This window comes from Akkermansia sp. AE01SA01, assembly GCF_036417395.1.
In the GTDB taxonomy this organism is placed as follows: Bacteria; Verrucomicrobiota; Verrucomicrobiia; order Verrucomicrobiales; family Akkermansiaceae; genus Akkermansia.
In genome coordinates, this window is record NZ_CP143890.1 from 123,702 (window position 1) to 143,703 (window position 20,002).

11 protein-coding genes are annotated in these 20,002 nt (G+C 56.9%); 8 read left to right on the forward strand and 3 right to left on the reverse strand.

Annotated elements, in window-relative coordinates:
- Positions 1-402 precede the first annotated feature (402 nt).
- Positions 403-6,399, forward strand: a complete 5,997-nt coding sequence (locus tag V3C19_RS00530) for an MG2 domain-containing protein (RefSeq protein WP_302389244.1) — start codon at positions 403-405, stop codon at positions 6,397-6,399.
- Positions 6,400-6,494: 95 nt separating this feature from the next.
- Positions 6,495-8,789 carry a penicillin-binding protein 1C gene (gene pbpC, locus V3C19_RS00535; RefSeq protein ID WP_295931363.1) on the forward strand — a complete coding sequence of 765 codons (2,295 nt, stop codon included), beginning with the start codon at positions 6,495-6,497 and terminating at the stop codon, positions 8,787-8,789.
- A gap of 54 nt (positions 8,790-8,843) precedes the next feature.
- Here pbpC and V3C19_RS00540 read toward each other — a convergent pair whose 3' ends face one another.
- Both V3C19_RS00540 and V3C19_RS00545 read right to left on the reverse strand, forming a co-directional pair.
- Positions 8,844-9,173: a cupin domain-containing protein gene (locus V3C19_RS00540; RefSeq protein ID WP_295931360.1), complete on the reverse strand. Its 330-nt coding sequence runs from the start codon at positions 9,171-9,173 to the stop codon at positions 8,844-8,846.
- 280 nt (positions 9,174-9,453) lie between these two features.
- Complete coding sequence (locus V3C19_RS00545) at positions 9,454-11,709, reverse strand: VacB/RNase II family 3'-5' exoribonuclease (RefSeq protein ID WP_295931357.1); 2,256 nt, start codon at positions 11,707-11,709, stop codon at positions 9,454-9,456.
- A gap of 237 nt (positions 11,710-11,946) precedes the next feature.
- Here V3C19_RS00545 and V3C19_RS00550 point away from each other — a divergent pair, with 237 nt between their 5' ends.
- From V3C19_RS00550 to V3C19_RS00575, 6 genes are all read left to right on the forward strand, one after another.
- Positions 11,947-12,609 carry a hypothetical protein gene (locus V3C19_RS00550; protein WP_295931354.1) on the forward strand — a complete coding sequence of 221 codons (663 nt, stop codon included), beginning with the start codon at positions 11,947-11,949 and terminating at the stop codon, positions 12,607-12,609.
- Between the two features lie 295 nt (positions 12,610-12,904).
- On the forward strand, positions 12,905-13,816 hold the full coding sequence (locus tag V3C19_RS00555; protein ID WP_330937120.1) for a hypothetical protein: 912 nt from the start codon (positions 12,905-12,907) through the stop codon (positions 13,814-13,816).
- A 7-nt stretch (positions 13,817-13,823) separates the two neighbouring features.
- Positions 13,824-14,750 carry a hypothetical protein gene (locus V3C19_RS00560; protein WP_330937121.1) on the forward strand — a complete coding sequence of 309 codons (927 nt, stop codon included), beginning with the start codon at positions 13,824-13,826 and terminating at the stop codon, positions 14,748-14,750.
- 8 nt (positions 14,751-14,758) lie between these two features.
- Positions 14,759-15,685 carry a hypothetical protein gene (locus tag V3C19_RS00565; protein ID WP_330937122.1) on the forward strand — a complete coding sequence of 309 codons (927 nt, stop codon included), beginning with the start codon at positions 14,759-14,761 and terminating at the stop codon, positions 15,683-15,685.
- 83 nt (positions 15,686-15,768) lie between these two features.
- The gene (locus V3C19_RS00570; protein ID WP_295934530.1) at positions 15,769-16,170 is read left to right on the forward strand and encodes a hypothetical protein; all 402 of its coding nucleotides are present in this window, start codon (positions 15,769-15,771) and stop codon (positions 16,168-16,170) included.
- Positions 16,171-16,667: 497 nt separating this feature from the next.
- Complete coding sequence (locus V3C19_RS00575; protein ID WP_295934528.1) at positions 16,668-17,453, forward strand: hypothetical protein; 786 nt, start codon at positions 16,668-16,670, stop codon at positions 17,451-17,453.
- A 29-nt stretch (positions 17,454-17,482) separates the two neighbouring features.
- On the opposite strand, the gene V3C19_RS00580 is transcribed toward V3C19_RS00575, so the two are convergent.
- Complete coding sequence (locus V3C19_RS00580; protein WP_295934526.1) at positions 17,483-19,996, reverse strand: U32 family peptidase; 2,514 nt, start codon at positions 19,994-19,996, stop codon at positions 17,483-17,485.
- Positions 19,997-20,002: the final 6 nt, after the last annotated feature.

Below are 20,002 nucleotides of genomic sequence, written 5' to 3' on the forward strand. Positions count from 1 at the left end.
AGAGAGAAAAGGGAGAGAATGTTACAGGCAACTTACCTTGAATGATTGTGGTAATAATTTGCGCCACAATGGTTTCCACGCCTTATACGTTTACGTGTGAATATTCAGGTTCTTGGAAGAAGGGACACCAGGGAAACGGTTTTTTCTTATCAGCACATTTTTGAACAATGTGGAAATTGTGTGAATTGAGTTAATTGTAAAATCTCCCGTTTAATTGATATTGAACTAGCAATTTTCAACGTGCTTTAAGAGGGGCTTTCACGAGAGCGGAACAAGGGGCCGATGTCATCCAACAAATAGCTCCTGCTTTGCTGCATGTGTTTTTTGCCATTCACGGATTTTCTTCTTGTCTTGAGAACCTAAAAGGGGGAGAAGATGGAGTGTATAGAATCCCCTCCCTGCATGAAACCTCATTTTTTTATTGCTGCCTGCCTATTAAGTATTTGCAGTATCGCCTCCTCTCTTGCCGCCACAACGGTGCGCTATCCCTCTTCCGTTCCTTCCCATTTGGCGACGGGACAGCCCTTCCAGCTTGTGTTTGACAAGGCCGTGGTGGCGTCCTCCGAGGTTGGCAAGCCGTTGAAGCCGGGCTTGCTGAGTGTTTCTCCAGACTTGAAGTTTTCTTCCAAATGGATTGCCCCGAATGTTTTGGAGTGCCGTCCGCAGGATATCATCCATTTCAGGGCCAGTTATGAATGGAAACCGGAGGAAGGAGCGCGTTTTCAGGACGGCTCCCCCATTCCGGAGGACGCCGTCCGCCTGACAGGGCGCAGGAAGTTGAATGCCGATCTGGAATCCACAAGCCGTTATTGGAGGAATGATGAAATTTATCCTTGGGAGAGTTTTTTCCTGGTGCTCCCCGATTACGTTCCTGGAGAAGAAGCCCTGCTGAATAAAACTTATTTTACCACGGTTTTGACGGATGAGCAGAAGAAAGCCGGCGTGGAACCCCATACGATTGCTTCCAGAATGAGGCCGGCGCTTTTGAAGGAGGTGCGGGAGGCGGAGGCGTACCGCGTAAGGTACCGGGTGCAGGGCAGGGAGTTTCAGGGCAAGCCGGACGATACGCCCGTTCCAGGCGTGTACGTAGTAGAACCGGAAACCCTGTTTTCTTATGGCAGCACTTATTATTTTGTCATTCCGGACATTGGAGAGGCCTCTCCGCAGGGCAAACAGTCTGAGAAGTGGGATGAAAGACTGGGCAAGGTGGCCAAATTTTCCTGTTCCGCGTATTATGGCACGGTGTCAGATCAGGAAGGTCGTCTGACCATGAAATGGACGCAGCCGGTAAAGATAGAGAATGTGGATCAATTTTTCCGTGACCATGCCGAGTTTTTCATCGGGAAAAATAACAACCCCATGCCTTATGACGAAAAGGTTCGCGGCTTTACCGCCATGGTGGAGAATGAGGCTACGGGACAGAATCAAGAGGTAGTGATACGCCCGGATCGTGAACGTCTGGCAAAGGTGAAGCTTGTGCGGCCGGATTGGTACGGTTCCCTGCCCGTGCTGGTATGCGGAAGCAATCCCGTCTTTAATTTGAAGTGGAGGTGGAAAAACGTCCGTTCCGTGGACGGCCAGAGGCTGGAAGGCACAAATGCCGGCTCCCATGTGGAAGTGCGCCCGGAAAATCCCTCCCTGTTTCTGGATGCGGGGAATAACGGCATCATGTCTGCCGGGGCGCGCAAATTGAAGGCTTCCGTCAGCAATTTGAAGGATTTGACCGTACGCGGCTACCGCATTCGTGAAGATGCGCAGCACCGGACGCTCACAGCCTACAAGAAGATTTACGAACGGGACCAGGCGGCTCCGCTGCCGCGTACCGTCACGGACAAGGACGACAGGCATTTTCTTCCTGCCGAACTCCTTTCCGCAGACAGAAAGGAAGTGATGAAGGTGGATGTGCGCGGCAAGACGGAAGCCGTGATCGGATTGGACGAGCTTTTCGGCGGGAAGGCGGACCCGGGCATGTACTTCATTGAGGTGGAAGGGCAGGTGAGCGATCCGGTATTGGCGGCATACAAGCTTTTCGGCGTGCCGGGACCGGACGGGACCAGGAAGGAATTCAACAAGGAGAAGCAGGCAGCCTACGCCGTACAGGCTGTCGTGCAGGTGACGGACCTGGGCGTCCTGCACAAGAAGACGGCGGATGACATGTTCGTGTACGTATATTCTCTGGCTACGGGCAAGGCGACGGAAAAGGCGGAAGCACAGCTTCTGGATGCGGACGGCAGTCTTCTTGCATCCGCCTCCGTGGAGAAGGGCACGGTACGCCTGCCCATGAGCGGAAAGGCCGCCTATTTGCGCGTCCGGTCCGGAGCGGACAGTTACCTGAGCCCCTTGAAGGATTGGAACGGCCGCGTGGGGCTGTGGTCTTTTGACGTGGAGACGCTGCCTTACTGGTGGAATGAACTTGGCCTGAATCCCGCCACCACGGCGGAGAACAAGGTGTTCATGTTCTCGGACAGGAATCTGTACCGTCCGACGGAGACAATGCATTTGAAGGGGATCATGCGTACCCTGCTGGATAACAAGCTCAGCGTGACGCCCGTGGAAGAGGTGCAGCTGACGATCAGGGACGGCCGGCAGCGTGAAGTTGCCGTCAGGCAGGTGAAACCGTCGGATGCAGGTACGTTTGATCTGGATTTCAACTTCCCGGAAGGGGAAACGGGGATGTATTCCATTACCGCCAAATTGCGGTTGAAAGGAGATGCGGAGGAAGATTCCGATGAAGACAACGACGGCGAGTACGACAGCAACCGCTATTACCGCAGGGAGTTCAACCGGAAGAACCGGGAGTTCCGCTATTCCGTAGAGGTGGCGGAGTTCAAGCGCAATGAGTTTGAAGTGGAATCCGTGATTCATGACCTCAAACCCGGCGACAAGGTGTTGAAGGCCGACGTGAAAGCCACGAATTTCACCGGAACGCCCGTTTCCGGAGGGAAGGTGAACTGGGGGCTGCGCAGCATTTTTTCCAATTTTTATCCGGCAGGATACAAGGATTACCGTTTCGGTGATTACCGGAATGAGGATTATGGGTATTGGGATGCTTATTACGGTTATTCCGGCGGAAGTCCCTCGTCAGGCATGCAGCAGCAGTCCGCTGTTCTGGACGCGAACGGGAAGAATGCCGTGGAGTTTTCCCTGGACGGGCAGGCTTTTCCGCGCGTCCGGAAATTGATACTGACCGCTTCCGTTACCAACGGGAATGAACAGTTGATCAAGGCTGCGCGCAATGCCACGTGGAATCCAGCCTCCGTATTCGTGGGCGTAAAGAATATTTCCTCCATCTGCCGCCAGGGTACGCCGCTGGATTTGCGGCTGATTGCCGTGGGTCTGGACGGCAAGCCTTACGCCGGAGGGGATTTGCCGTTGAATTTGGAAGTAACCCGCACCGCCTTCCAGTCCACGCGTTATGATGGAGACCATACCACTACCGTGCGCAACGAACCATTGACAAGCACCGTTGAGAAGAAGGAACTGGTTCTCGCTCCGTCGGATTCCGCCAATCTTCAGGAAGGCGGCAAGCCCGTATCCATTCCTACAACGCAGGATGGCATTTATGAGGTGACGCTGTCCGGACGTGATCCGGAAGGCCGGGAATTCCGGACTGCCGTGAAGTACTGGGTGTACGGCAGCGACGTTTCTCCGTGGGAATATCATGACGGCTTGAAAGTGAAGATCATTCCGGACAAACAACTGTACAAGCCGGGAGATACGGCGCGTCTGCTGGTCCAGACGCCCATTGAAGGAGAGGTCATCGTGACGGTGGAACGCGAGAAGGTGCTGCGGAGCTTTACCAGGACGCTGACGCTGGACAATCCCGTTATAGAAATTCCGCTGGAGAGCATGGATGCTCCGAATGTTTATGTGTCCGTTTTCCTGGTCAAGGGGGCGGATTTAAGCAACCGCAAGGTTCAGAATCCCCAGTTGAAGCTGGGATATGCCGCGCTGAAGGTGCAGCCGGCAGACAATATGCTGAATGTGGAGATGAAGGTTCCCGCCGGCATGTCCCTGCCGGGCTCCATCGCCACAGTCAGCGGCGTGGTCACGGACCACCGCGGCAAGCCTGTCCGCAATGCGGACGTATGCCTGTTTGCGGAAGATGAAGGCACCCTTCAAGTCATCGGTTACCGGACGCCGCAGCCCATCCGGTATTTTTATGCGGACCGTCCCTTGTCAGTGGGTACCTGGACGACGCTGGAGCAAATTCTGGATGAGGACTGGGGAAGCCGTTCCACGGATAACAAGGGCATGTTCATCGGAGGTGGGGACGGCGTTTTCGGTTCACCCATGAACGCTGCGGCGCAGCAGGCGGTGTATTTAAGGGAGGATTTCAACCCTTGCGCGGTCTGGCTTTCCTCCATCCGGACGGATGAACAGGGACGTTTCAAGGCTTCCTACAGGAATCCGGACACGTTGACCCGCTACCGGGTCATGGCCGTCGTTCTGGCGGGGAAGTCCGACTTTGGCAACGGGGAAGGGGCCTATGTGGTAAACAAGCCCATCATGCTGGAACCTGCTCCTCCTTTCACCGCCACAGTAGGGGATTCCCTGAATATTCCGGTGACTGTCAGCCAGACGGGTACCAGGAAAGGGAAGTGGACGGTAACGCTGAAGTCCAATGATATTGCCGCTGTTCCCCAGCCCACCCAGACGCTGGTGCTGGAGGGGAATCAGCCGAAAACACTGATTTTCAATGTTAAATTCAATAAGTCCGGAAAGGCCCGGCTGATATGGGAAATCCGTGCCGCGGATGCGGAAGGAGTGCCGTATTCCTCCGGTGTTTACTCCCTGCTGCGGGATGCCGCAGCCAATACGTTTGAGGTGGTTCCTCCCTTCCCGGATTTGCGTGAGTTGCGCTGTTTCTCCCTTTCCTCCGGTAGCACGCTGGATGTTCCCGGCATGCTGTCTACGCCTTTCCTGCCGGGCACGCCCGTACAGGTCACTCTCAGCACATCGCCGCTTATTTATGCGGACGGAAGCGTGAATTTCCTGCTGCGTTATCCCTACGGCTGCCTGGAACAGCTTTCTTCATCCACCTTGCCCTGGATTTACGAACCGCTGCTGGCCAAGTATCTGCCCGGCTTCAAAGGAAAGACGAAGGAAGAACGCAACAAGGCCCTGCGGGGAGGCATCCGGAAAATTCTGAGAAACCAGCTTCCCGACGGGGGCCTGGCCTATTGGCAGGGCGGAACTTCGGTGAGCGAGTACTGCCCGTATGCCGCCCTGGTGCTTACCCTGGCACGGGAAAGCGGGATTGACGTTCCGGAGAAGCCCCTGGACAAGTTATACGGTTATCTGGCAAGGAGCCTGTCCAATAATCCCCGGGGGAATTTGCTGGGGGCATGGGTTCTGGCACGGGCAAAGCGCATGCCTGATTCCCTGCTGAACCGCCTGCTGGACAGGTCCGGTGAATGGAGTCCGGAAAACCGGATGTATCTGGCTTTGGCCGTGGCCTTGTCTTCCCGTCCGGATACCGAAACGCTGGGGCGCCGTCTGATAAGTACGGAACCGGAGAAAAAGGAACCGTCCCATGTCCAGCTTTTAAGGAGCCTGGCGGACATGTCCCTGGCTTCCGATAATGCCGCCGCGCGGATTCGCCTGGCCCGGTTGATCATGGACAGGACGTCCCGCTCCTTTGGAGAAAGGCCCCTGTACACGACCTGGTCTTCCGGATGGGACATCATGTTGCTGGGCGAGTATCTCAAAGGGGTGAAAGAGTCTTCCGTTTCCGCCCCCTTCCGGGTGGACCGCGGGGCACAGGTGACGAGCGGAACATGCTCCCTGGCTTCCCCCGCGCAATTCCGTACGGCAGTGGGGGAAAAGGCCGTGCTGAGCCTTCCTGATGCCGGTTCCACCGTGTACGGCATTGCGGAGGCTCACGGGCGCAGCAAGACTCAGGAAGACGGCGCCGCCGTCAACAAGGGGTTTGCCGTTTCCCGCGTGTATGAGAAACTCAATTCCGAAGGCAAATGGGAAGCTGCGGTGGAATTTGCGGTGGGAGACCTCGTGAGAATCACGCTGCATGTGGACAAGGGGCCCAACCTTCTTTCGTATGTGGTGATGGAAGATTATCTTCCTTCCGCCTTTGAAGCCGTCAATCCGGCGTTGCTCTCCCAGATACCGGGAGGCCGGGAGAACGAGGCTGCCAGCCAGGGAGACCGCTGGTTCTACTGGAATTCCTGGGTGTCGCACCGGGAGTTTCTGAAAGACAGGGTACGCTTCTTTGCCAATTCCTGGAGCCGCGAACGCTTTACGGCCCGTTACTTGGCGCGTGTAACCAAATCCGGCATCGTCATTGCCCCGTCCGCCAAGGCGGAGCTGATGTACAGACCGGAGGTGTACGGCTTGAGCATTCCCCAGAAACTGGATGTACTGCATGGTGATGGGAAGTAAGCATTGCTGCGGGATAGAGGCCGTCTGCCCGTTTTTCTCCCTGATAAACCGGGAGGGCACCGCCATGACGGCGCCCCTCTGCCGTGAAAGGGGACATGAAGGATGTGATTTCAAAAAAGCTTTTTAAAAGAAAAAAACTGCTCTGCACAGCGGCAGGGCTTGCCGCCGCGTGGCTGTTTGCCTGGTACGTTTTTCCGTGGTGTTTTTCCGTACCGGAAGGTCTGGAGCATCCGGAAGAGCCGGGAGCTGTCGTGCTGGACAGGGACGGAGGCAGAATTGCCACGCTGCCGGGACGGGATTATTACCACTGTGAACCTGTCTCGCTCCGTGCTGTGCCGGAAATGCTGGTCAAAGCCACGTTGGCTGCGGAAGACAAGCGGTTTTACAGCCACGGAGGGGCGGATTTTCTGGCATTGGGCCGCGCCGTCGTGACGAATGCAGCGGACGGGGAAATCGTGTCCGGCGCATCCACCATCACCCAGCAGCTGGCCAAAAATGCCAATCCTCCGGGCAAACGGAATCTAGCCGCAAAAATGAGGGAATTTTTTCAGGCCCGGCGTCTGGAAATGACCATGAGCAAGGAAGAAATTCTGGAGGCCTACTTCAATCGTCTGGATTACGGTAATTTGCGCCGCGGACCTGCGGCTGCGGCCCGTTTTTACTTTGGCAGGGACATGGACCATCTCTCCCTGGCGGAATGCGCCCTGCTGGCGGGCCTGCCCCAGGGACCGTCGCGCCTGAATCCTTTGAAGTATCCGGACCGTGCCCTGGAACGCCGGAACCGCGTTCTGCGCAGAATGAAGGAGGAAGGCATGTTTCCCGGAGAGATGCTGGACCGCGCCTTGCAGGAACCCCTGTTCAGCTCCGGAACGGAAAAGCGCCGCCAGGCGCTGGCCCCCCAGGTGACGGCCTCCTTTCTCCGTGCCTTCCGGACCGGGGAAGTTCATACCACGCTGGATTCCGACTTGCAGCGCGGAGTTCAGGAAATCGTAGGGAGGGAACTGGCGAATCTTGAGGACCACCATGTGACCCAGGCTGCCGTGGTGGTGGTGGAAAACGCTACGGGAGACATTCTCTGCCTGGTTGGTTCCGCGAACAGAAAGCATCCGCAGGGGGGGCTTCTGGATGGAACATCCATGCCGCGCTCCCCCGGGTCCGCCCTGAAACCGTTCGTGTATGCTCAGGCATTCACCCTGGGGGCGTATCCGGGAACCGTTCTGCCGGATGTCCCGACCACGTACAGGAGTGCGCACGGCCTGGAAGCGCCGCAGAATTACAACAAGACCTACATGGGACCCATTTCCATCAGAAAGGCGCTGGCATGCTCCCAGAACATTCCCGCCATGCGGGCTCTGGGCTCGTTCGGCGGCCCGTCCCGCCTGTTGAAATTGTTGAAGGAACTGGGCATGCAGGGCATTGACGGGAATGCCCTGCATTACGGCCTGGGGCTGGCTATCGGAAATGCGGAAGTGACTCTGAGGGACCTGACGGCCGCATACGCCTGCCTGGCCCGCGAAGGAAAGGCCGTCACTTTGAATCTGGAGAAGGCTCCGGTGGCAGAATCTTTTCCGGAGCGGCCGGTATTGCCCGCGGCTTCGTGCTTTCTGGTAGCGGACATTCTGGCGGACCGGGAAGCGCGCCGGGCTACGTTCGGAGATCATGAGTTGATGAATCTTCCCTTCCGTTACGCGTGCAAGACGGGCACTTCTTCCGATTTCCGCGACAACTGGTGCGTGGGCTTTACCCGTGAAATTACGGTTGGCGTCTGGGTGGGCAATTTTGACGCTTCCCCCATGAGGCAGGTAGGGGGCATGACGGGCGCGGGGCCCATTTTTGCCGGAGTGATGAAACTGGCGCACCGGAACAGGAGAGCGACTTTTCCGCAGCCCGGTGCGGACTTGGTGCGCATCCGCATTGATGCGCGCACCGGGAAGCGCACGGGGGCCATGCAGATACCCGCAGCCTATGTGCGGGAGGAGTGGGCATCGCCGGCGAACATGCCGGGACAAGCTTCCCGGGGAGATTACGATGCGCGGGGAAGGGCTTATCTGGACAGCCGTTATACGGAATGGTTCACCAGTCCGTCTTGCACGGCGGCGGACGCCTGGTGCCTGCTTCCCGAATACTGGTCCGGAGAACCTCCCCGCATCCTGGTCCCCCGGGACGGCTCCCGTCTGATCCTGGACCCGGAAATGCCCGGTGGCGGCCGCATGCTCAAACTACGGTCCAACCTGCCCACAGGAGCGCTCTGGTCATGTCCCACGCTGGAAATCGTGCAATACGGGGATGAAGCCCACGCAGTGCTGGCGCCCGGTACGCACGTCATTACCGTGTGGCATCCGGAATTGAATCTGGAACAGAGATCGACATTCTCCGTCAGGCAATTATGACTTGGTTCAGTTTGATTGTTCCCGACGCGGCTCCCTGCCGGACGGAAAGGCCGTTCAGTCCAGCGGCAGAATGGAGGTGACCAGCATTTTGAAGCGCTCCCTGGCTATGACGGAGTGGGGGACTCCGGCCGGGATCATCAGCGCTTCTCCCTGGGACAGGTCCGCTTCCGCATTGCCGATGGTGAAGTAGGCGGTTCCGTCCACGACCTGGACGAGGGCAGGCCCCGGCGTCTGATGGGTCGGCAGGAGCTGTTCATCGTCAAAGGCAAGAATGGTTATATTGACTCCCTTGGAGCGCAACAGGGCCAGGCTGGTGATCTGCCCCTCGCGGTAATCGATCAGATCCGCATAATTAAAAGGTGTCTGTTCAGGGATATGCTGCATTTCCATCATGCAGGTTGGACACTTTCAAGACGATGCCCTGTTTCCTTCATGACGAAGCTTTTTCGGAAAAAGGCCCGCTCCTGACCCAAGAGCGGGCCTTGGCATTCAGCATTCATATGGTGCGTGCTTACAGGTTCAACATCCTGATTTCATAGGCGTGGGGTCGGTTAGTTAGTAAACAGCAGCCGCCTTATACATAAAATAACTTTACTGTTTCAAGTTAATTCTGAAGAATCGCGGCAGATGGGGCCGGAAGGTTCCGGCCGCGGGACTTCCCGGATTATTTCCGGGGGCGATGCCGCCCGTTTTTTCTCTTCACAATTTTCTTGCCGGGACTTTCCTGGTTCTGCCTGGGAACGATGGCAAAGTCCGCCCACTGCTGTTCCCGGTCTACCTTCACGGGAATCACGGGTACGCGCAGCCCTGCGCACAGGACGAATCCCTGATCGTTTTTCCAGCGGTTGGCGAAGGCTTCATACACCCATCGTCCGCCCGGAAGCTTGTCCGGCTTGACCAGTCCCTTGATCTGAAGACGCGGAATTTCCAGCAGAATGCCGAAGTGGCGCGTATCCGTAATCAAGGCGTCGTGCACTTCCGGATGGTCTGCAAAGCACTGGCCTTCCAGCCATTCAAAAAGCTTCATGCGGTTGGCATCCTTTTCCGCACTGGCGGAAACGCGTTCCGTTTCGGAAATATGTTCCGCCGCTTCCTCCAGAGCCGCTACGCTGCCGGGGCCTTTTGCCCCTTTCGGCGGGTTGGCCAGCAGGGGATCCAGGGAACGGTGCACCACCAGGTCTGCGTAACGGCGGATAGGGCTGGTGAAGTGGCAATAATTGGGGGTGGCCAGCCCGTAGTGCCCCAGGGGTTCCGTATCGTATCTGGCGCGCATCAGGCTTTTCAGCAAGGCCAGCTTGAGAAGCTGTTCGTCCGGGGAGCCCTTGATGGACTGCATCAGTTCATTCAGGTACTGGCGCTGGCCGATGTCATGAACGGGATGGCCGTACAGCCTGCAAAGCTGGCCGAATTCGAACAGTTTGGCGGCATCAGGTTCCTCATGAACGCGGTAAATCGTGGGGCGGTTGCGGTTTTTCAGGGTCAGGGCCACGGCTTCATTGGCTGCCAGCATGCATTCTTCAATCAACTGGTGGCTTTCGTCGTATTCCTCCGTGACGATGTCCGTCACGCGGCCGTCCTTGTCCATGACGGCGCGTACTTCCGGGAAGTCCAGGTCCAGCGCACCTTTCGCATAACGGTTGCGGCGCAGGATGGAGGCCAGCTTCCATGCCTCCCTGACCAGCGCGGGAATTTCCGCCTTGTCGCGGCCGTTCATCATGGCGAACGCTTCCTGGTAGGTAAGCCGGGCACTGCTGCGGATATAAGCGTCCGCGAAGCGGGCGTGGAGCATTTTCCCCTTTTTGTTGAATTTCATCTCACATGCCTTTGTCAGCCTCACGACGCCCGGCCTCAGGCTGCACAAATCGTCGGAAAGGCGCGGGGGAAGCATGGGCAGCACGCGGTCCGGAAGGTAGGTGGAATTGCCCCGTTTGCGCGCTTCCCGGTCCAGAGCGCCGCCTGGCTGAACAAAGTGGGAGACGTCCGCAATGTGGACGGCCAGCACCCAGCCTTCCGGCGTGGTCCTGATGGAAATGGCGTCGTCAAAATCCTTGGCGCTTGCCGGGTCAATGGTGATGACGGTCCGGTCCGTCCAGTCTTCCCGCCTGGCCAGTTCCCTGGCGGAGGGCTCTGCGGGCAGCGCGTCCGCTTCCTGAAGCGCTTCGGCGGGGAATTCCACGGGCAGGTCGTATTTTCTGATGACGGCTTCCATATCCACATGGGGTTCGTCCGCGTAACCGAGCACTTCCACGATTTTCCCGCGCGGTGACTTCTTGTCGCCGCCGTAGGAGACCGGTTCCACGGAGACAAGCTGCCCCGGCAGTACTTCCATGGCGGGGGCTTCCGTCAACTCGATGTATGCCGGAGAACCCGAACCGTCTCCCAGGACGCGCCCGAATTTGTTCTTTCCGGTGCGGAAAACGCCCAGCCAGCGGGATCTGGCGCGTTTCGTCACTTCCTCCACGCGCGCCTTCAGATTTACGTTTGACGCGGAAGAGGCGCTCTTGCGGCCGTTGTGCCTGCCTTTGGATGCCTTGCGTTCCACGCGCGCGGCCACCTGGTCTCCGTCCAGGGCGGTATTCAGCCGTTCGGGTTTGAGTTCCAGCTCCGGAATGGAATCCAGGTCCCAGCCCATGGCCGCCGCCGCGGAATCCCCCTTTTGGGGGAGAAAAAGAATTTTGCCAGACCTCAGGATGCGGATTTTGCCCCGCACCAAATCGCGCCGTTCCCGTTTCAGGGCGTACTTCCCCTTCTGCAGGCAGACGAGCGTGCCCTCTTCCTCCAGTTGGTCCACCAGATTCCGGAGGTCCAGGCGCTGGCGGGAATCCACATTCAGGGCGCGCGCCAGTTCGGACTTGCTCTGTGGCTCATAATGTCCGTCTTTCATGTGACGGAGCAGGCGGTCTTTGAGGGGAGTATTCATCTTGAAATGCCGGGAAGGGAGTCTTCCATTCCCATGAGCGCCATCATAAGGCGGTTTTTGCGCCGCTTCAAGGCGCGGGCGGTGCATTCTACGTTCATCTGCGGCTTTTGGCATGCTGCCGCATATCCCGTTTTCACGGGCTTTGTCCGCAACCCTTGATTTTATATTTTAAATTAATAATATATTGACAAATTTTTGATTATGAGCAATTTAAAAACAGTTTACCTGAAGTTTCCCATGAAAACATTCCTTTGCCTGTTATTGATCAGCTGCTCCCTGACGTTCAACAGCCTGGCGTCCAAGGGCGTTGAAATAAAGCATGAAACCCAGTTTTGCGCGGCGGAAGTGTACTTCAAATACCCCGATCTCAACCCTCCCCAGGAGGAGATTGACAAAAGCAACAGGGAAAGAACGACCGTCACCCTCCGGGAATACATCACCCTGACCGCCACCCTGGACGGCAAAAAACTTCCCGAAGGAACCCGGTGCAGCTGGACCGCCGTTGAAGGGGAGGAGTATTTCAAGCTTGAAAATATAGATGACAAACCGGATCAAATAACCGTCAACATCAATACCCTGGCCAAAGAGCAGCAAAAGATCAAGGTGAAGGCGGAAGTGGACGGAATGGAGCAGGAGATCGAATTCACCCTCATCCCTCCCAAGGTCCTGGACTACGCAGGGGCGCAGAGCCCTTTCCAGAAAGCGCTGGATGAAGCGGCTAAAATTAAATGCACCACAGGGCTGAGCGCTCTCAGAATCCTGCGCATCTTTCCCTTGAATGTCAGCTTCAGCAATCTCTACTCCCTGGAGCAGCATGCCGGTTATGATCCCGACCCTCTTCCGGATCATCCCCTGGTCACGGAGCACAAGGTTTCAGCGAATCCCTCCGGGTTTCCGTAACCAATGAAATTTATGACAGCACCAATTGCCTGTATCGCCCGGAGCACATTGACGCGTTCACGGGTTCCATCAGCTGGACGTGGAAGTGCCGCTGGCAAATATTCGGATGCAAAGACAAACCAGAAAAAGACAAGTACACGAAAGAAAAAAATCTCTGGGATTTTAACACGGATCAGATTTTCACCATCAGGCGTGATCCTGTGACGGGAACGGTTCATTACCGGATCCAGAAGTTCAAGGGATTGAATAAAAATGATCCGGGCATCGTCACCGCAACAAGCAACTAACTTCCTTTATGAAACACTATTTGCCCCTCTGTATTTCATTCTTCCTCCTTTTTTCCTCCGGAAGCCGGGGGGATGAAACCGCGTACAACGACCTCCCCTCCTTCATGGACATCCGGCACGACCAATTGGGCGGAGAGGCCCGGCATCTGAAAGGCCTGCTGGACCAGGGAAAGCTGGGCGACTTTTACCAGCAGGCCCTGCCCGTGATCGACAGGGACCTGCTTGACGAGGACGGCCGGATGTCTCCCTCCGATCTGGAGAATGCCCTGTTCATCAACAACATGGTCGTCAAGGCGCCTTATAAGGACTACCGGCTCGACAATTTTTCCAACTGGATCAATGGGGCTGAACTCGACGCCAAATTTAAAGCATGTTCAAATCTTTCCAAAATTCAGACATATGCGCGGGACAACAAGAGGCTCAAGCAGGGCAAGGAGCTCGCGAGGTTCTGCCTGGAAGCGGAGTTCGAATACGTCAAGCGGATGATGCTCCGGGGAGCCGCCGTCTACCGCTACATCGCGGGCCTGGAAAAGGCGCATGGAAAGTTCCATCCCGTGCGTCCGGTCGACACCTTGCCCTACTGGCGCTATGAAGAAGAACATAAGCTTGCCGTGGAGTCCCCGGAGGAAAGACGCCGTAACCGGATCGTTTACGAATGGAACGTGGACGGCCTGGTGCGTCTCCGCGAGTCCTTCCGCTGGTATATCAAAAACAGTGAGGGACTGCTTTTGAATATCGTTCTGAAACTTCACCCCGGGAACAGAACGCGCGTTCTGGAAAAATTGAGGGACTGCGGCTACAAAACGGACCGGGAGCTGGTGGAGTTCCTGGAGCGGACGGGAGGGATGGACAAGGATACCCGGTTCCTGTACTCTCCGGGGATGCTCCGGGAGTACAGGAGCATCAGGAAGGAGAATTGAATCATCCATGACCGCGAATGCTTTTTTGAGGATGCCGCTCCTCTGTATTTCAGCTTTTCTCCTCTTTTCCTCCGGAAGCCGGGGGGATGAAGCCGCGTACAACGACCTTCCCTCCTTCATGGACATCCGGTCCGACCAATTGGGCGGAGAGGCCCGGCATCTGAAAGGCCTGCTGGACCAGGGAAAGCTGGGCGACTTCTACCAGGAGGCCCTGCCCGTGATCGACAGGGACCTGCTTGACGAGGACGGCCGGATGTCTCCCTCCGACCTGGAAAACGCTCTGTTCATCAACAACATGGTCGTCAAGGCGCCCTATCAGGACTACCGGCTCGACAATTTTTCCAACTGGATCAATGGGGCTGACCTGACTGCCAAATTTAAGGCATATGGAAATCTTTCCAAAATTAAAAGATATGTACGGGATAACAAGAAGCTCAAGCAAGGGAAGGAGCTCGCGAGGTTCTGCCTGGAAGCGGAGTTCGAATACGTCAAGCGGATGATGCTCCGGGGAGCCGCCGTCTACCGCTACATCGCGGGCCTGGAAAAGGCGCATGGAAAGTTCCATCCCGTGCGTCCGGTCGACACCTTGCCCTACTGGCGCTATGAAGAAGAACATAAGCTTGTCGTGGAGGCGCCTGAGGAAAGACGCCGTAACCGGATCGTTTACGAGTGGAACGTAGACGGCCTGGTGCGTCTCCGCGAGTCCTTCCGCTGGTATATTAAACACAGGGAGAGTGCGCTTTTGAATATCGTTCTGAAACTTCACCCCGGGAACAGAACGCGCGTTCTGGAAAAATTGAGGGACTGCGGCTACAAAACGGACCGGGAGCTGGTGGAGTTTCTGGAACGGACGGGAGGGATGGATAGGGATACCAAATTCCTGTACTCTCCGGGGATGCTCCGGGAGTACAGGAGCATCAGGAAGGAGAATTGAATCATTCCATGACCGCGAATGCTTTTTTGAGGATGCCGCTCCTCTGTATTTCAGCTTTTCTCCTCTTTTCCTCCGGAAGCGGGGGGGATGAAGCCGCGTACAACGACCTTCCCTCCTTCATGGACATCCGGTCCGACCAATTGGGCGAAGAGGCCCGGCATCTGAAAGGCCTGCTGGACCAGGGAAAGCTGGGCGACTTCTACCAGGAGGCCCTGCCCGTGATCGACAGGGACCTGCTTGACGAGGACGGACGGATGTCTGCCGCTGATCTGGAAAACGCTCTGTTCATCAACAACATGGTCGTCAAGGCACCCTACCAGGACTACCGGCTCGACAATTTTTCCAACTGGATCAATGGAGCTGACCTGACTGCCAAATTTAAGGCAGGTATCAATTTTTCTAAAATTTACAAATATGTGCAGGACAACAAGAGGCTTAAGCAGGGCAAGGAACTCGCGAGGTTCTGCCTGGAAGCGGAGTTCGAATACGTCAAGCGGATGATGCTCCAGGGAGCTGCCGTCTACCGCTACATCGCGGGCCTGGAAAAGGCGCATGGAAAGTTCCATCCCGTGCGTCCGGTCGACACCTTGCCCTACTGGCGCTATGAAGAAGAACATAAGCTTGCCGTGGAGTCCCCGGAGGAAAGACGCCGTAACCGGATCGTTTACGAATGGAACGTGGACGGCCTGGTGCGTCTCCGCGAGTCCTTCCGCTGGTATATCAAAAACAGTGAGGGACTGCTTTTGAATATCGTTCTGAAACTTCACCCCGGGAACAGAACGCGCGTTCTGGAAAAATTGAGGGACTGCGGCTACAAAACGGACCGGGAGCTGGTGGAGTTTCTGGAACGGACGGGAGGGATGGACAAGGATACCCGGTTCCTGTACTCTCCGGGGATGCTCCGGGAGTACAGGAGCATCAGGAAGGAGAATTGAATCATTCCATGACCGTGAGTGCTTTTTTGAGGACATTATGCGTTTTGTGCCTGACGCTCGGCATTTCCCGGGGTGGTGATTCTATGATGATAGAGAGGCTTTTGAAGGCGGATTATTCTTCAGTCATCATTGATGAAGTGCGGAGCCAACTCCGGAAACAGCTTGATTCCGGCGCCCTTTCTCCAGAAAAAATCCGGGAGCTGGTACATGATCCGGAACTGGAGCAGCTGTGCCATATCGGACAATTTTTCCGCCATGCCAGTCAAGGAAAGGCGTTTCAAACAAGGGAACTCCGGGACCGGGCATTCACCAGATGGCTTGTCTCTCATCCGGAAGTTTTCCGAAAACTGGCCCATGCAGGGTACGCCCACCAGAACAGCCTGGCAATTCTCTACCGCCTGTGGAACAATGCAGACAAGAAGTTATACGGCGTTGACCTTAACATCGCCCTGGGGCCTGTCTCATCGCTGATGTTTTCACGATAGAGGAATGCATGGCCAGATATGGGTTTTACCAGGATTCCCATCATCACGGCAGGTGTTATCCGCAGGCCGATGATCTTGAACCATGGGAATGGGCCGTGGTTCTGAGAGGAAAGGAGAGCCTGGAAGACCTGGCATGGGCCCAGCAGTTTATTGAAGGAAAGAACATCAAACCGGAGCAGGCAGGGAGTAAATTTACCGGATTTATTCCCTACCGTAAAAAGAATCACAAGGGAATCAGCGTGCATGCCGGGGCAGCATTTTATGATAATAAACCCATTACCCTTAAGCTTTACACGGAATACGGCGGCGTGTGCGGGGCCGTCTCCAAGGGAGCCGCAGGTTTTTTAAGGGCCAAAGGCGTTCCGGCGTACCCCATCGGCCAGCCGGGCCATTGCGCCTTCATTTGGAAGCATCCCAAGGGGCAATGGCTCATCGGCAACAATATTGGAGGATGGAACTGGGCCAACGGAGGAAATAAACTGCCGTGGAAAGGCCCCGTGCAGATCATCACCGCTCTCTGCGCCTTTTGGCAGAGTCCGCAGGCCCGGGAATCTTCCTTGATGTATGATTTATCTTTTTATTCCCGGAATCCGCAGCATGTGGAGCTGCTGCTTCAAGAGGCTTGCCGGACTAATCCCTGCAATTACCCGGCATGGGCGCGTTATTTGGGCATCAAGGCGGGAGGCGTGAGCGATAAAAAGAAGCTGGAGTACCTCATCCAGTTCAGCAAGGCGATGCCCCGGGAACATAACCTGATTCATTACGTGGCGAATCATGTTTTGAAGATTAACCCTGAAAAGGTGAATCCCTATGAAGTGTACGCCTGCGGGGTCAGCCCGGACGGTACGCCCGGAGCAGAGGAACTTTTCATCCGGCAATTTTGGAAAAAACTGACTGCTGATTGCCCTGAGATCAAGCCCCATGCTGTTTACAAAGAAGGAACTACAGGAGATTTTTTGAGTTTGTGGCTGGAAAAATCAAAAAATGTCAAATGGAATTCTAAAACAAAAAGCAAAACCGGCAGGGCTTTCCAGCAAGCTTTGCTGGCTTTGGCTGACAAGGAAAAAACTTTTGTCAAAGTGATCAAAAGCTACCGCCGGTTTCTCATCATGTGGGATGATGAGAAATACATGATGCAGGCACACGAATTTGTGCAGGATCATTTAAAAAATGTCACCAACGAATCGGTTAAGAAGGAGATGGCCGGCCTGGGAAAGAAGATGGGCGTCCTTTTAAAAAATGACAGGATATTAAAGATGTATGATAAAATCCCGGGAATCTAAAGGTGGATCAACTATTTTTCAGTGCGGCGTTATCCGGGCCGGAGCGTGCCCTCCGTGGTGCCGAGCTGTTCCGCGACGTCCAGCTCCCGGATGAGCCGTGCCGCGGTGCGGGAGCCGTCCAGCAGCTCCCGGTAGCGGGACACCAGAAGGCGCACCTTGTCCGGAGAGTCATCCAGCAGTTCCAGGCGGAAGCGGGAAAGGCCCAGGCGGCGGAAGTCCCGGAAAAAGCCGGCTCCCGTTTGGGCGCGTCCGTTGAACAGGGTGTTCCGGCACCCGGCGTCCGCCAGCAGGGGATGATGCTGGCCCACGCGGTCCCGCAGCTGCACATGATACCGTTCGCAGGGACGGCCGCAGTTTTTATAATTGGCGCCGTCCGAAAGGAAGGTGCAGAACACGCAGTGCTCCATATGGAACATGGGCATGTGCTGGTGCAGCGTCAGTTCAAACCATTCCGGCGGCGCGGCGCGGAGCAGATCCGCCACCTGCCCGGCGTTCAGGTCATAGGAAATGGTGAGGAATTCCAGATTACCCTGTTCCTTCAGGATGGCCGCGCTGCAAGGATTGGCCACGTTCAGGGAAAAGTCTCCGATGCGGCGCAGGGCGGAATGGCGGAAGTACTGGGCCGCGCCCAGGTTGCGGATCAGCACGCCGTCAGCCTCCGCACGTTCCATGAGCTTGAAGTACCCGGCTTCCGAGGTCTTTTGGATGCGGGGAGTCGCCAGGAAGACGGGAACGCTTTTCCCGTGCCGCCGGACGGCCTGCACTCCCGCCGCATAGTCCCGGAGGTCTTCAAAGTCCAGATAGACGGCGTCCGCCCCGGCGTCCAGCGCGGCGGGTATCTGCTCAGGCCTGCGGCACAGCACGGATAAATGCGGCGGCAGGGCCGGAACGGCGGCTGGCGGAGGGAGCTCAGGAAGGAGGAAAGGCGCCGGAAGGCGTCGGGAGGCGGCTTCCTTCTTCTGCCGGGCCGCTTGAATTTGTTCCACCAGGGCCCGCCGCGTTTGATTGAGGATACTGAGCGGAAGCATCAGCCCTTCCGGCAGGCGGCATTCGCAGGAGGCCAGGCGGAACCCTGTGCCTCCCAGCCTGCCGAGCTGCTGTTCCAGCACTTCAGAGGTCAAAGGACGCTTTTCCGCTGTTTGCAGCGGCTGGACGGACTGTACGGAACATCCGTATTCCGGGCAGGAAACCGTCAGGGGTTCCCCGGCGGACCCGACGCATGCCAGATGGAGGGGAACGGCAGCCTCCGGCAGGTGGTCCCGCATTTTCTTCAGCTTCGCATTCAAGACGGGATCATCCGTTTTCCAGAGCTTTTGCCCCGGTTTGACCCTGCTCCAGTCAATGGAGGAGGCCTTTCCGTGGAAGAAAAGGCGGTTTCTCTGCACCTTCCAGATGCGGCCGCCCTGTTCTTCATTGCGGTCCTCCCCGGCGTCAATGACGAAGCCGTCGCCGGGCGCGAGTGGAACGTCCCCTTCCGGGCTGAGGTCCAGCCAGCCCCGGCCGCTGTCCACAATGACGCCTGCATAGGCGCCGCGCTTCTTGCCGTGGCGGCCGTGAGTCAGCCGCGGGTGGTCCGTGCCGTCCAGCCAGCCGGTGGAGAAACCGCGTGAAAATACCATTTGCAGTGCATAGCGGTCATGTGCGGTCACCATTTCCTTCACGGGTATTCCCGCGCAGGCGGCGTCCAGGGCCTTCCTGTAGGCGGCCGTTGCCGCCGCCACGTATTCCGGGCTTTTCAGCCGTCCCTCGATCTTGTAGCTTCTCACCCCCATGCGGACCAGCTCCGGAATGCGGTCCAGGGCGCACAAATCATTCGGGCTGAGTAGGTAGCGCCTTTCACCAAGAGGAACGGGTTTGCCGTCCACGACCAGAGTGTAGGGCAGCCGGCAGGCCTGCGCGCATTCCCCCCGGTTGGCGCTGCGCTGGCCCAGACTTTCCGACGTGAGGCACTGGCCGGAATAAGCCACGCAGAGCGCTCCGTGCACAAACACCTCCAGAGGAATATCGGTGTGCCGCACGCATTGTTCTATTTCCTTCAGGCTCAGTTCCCGCGCCAGCACGGCCTGTTTCAGGTCTAGGAAACCGGAGGCGAATTCCAGGCCTTCCGTGGAGGTAAGCGTCATTTGGGTGGAGGCGTGCAATTCCAGCTTCATGGCGGGGTCCTGCCTTCTCCATTCCGTCAGGCAGCGCGCAAGCCCGATGTCCTGCACGATCACGCCGTCCACCCCGGCGGCGTTCAAATGGCCCAGGTAGGCGAGGGCGTCCGCCAGTTCGGAGGTGAAGATGAGCGTATTCATCGTCACGTATCCCTTCACGCCGTGTACATGGAGAAAACGCATCAGCTCCGGCAGGGAAGCCAGCGTGAAGTTGTTGGCGCGCAGGCGGGCGTTGAAGCGGTCCAGGCCGAAGTAAATGGCATCGGCGCCGTTGGCGACGGCGGCACGGGCGCAGTCCATGTCTCCGGCGGGGGCCAGCAGTTCGGGGCGCACGTCGCCGGGGCGCAGGGAGGAAAGGGTGGTGTCGTCTTCGGGAATCACGGCCATGGGGAA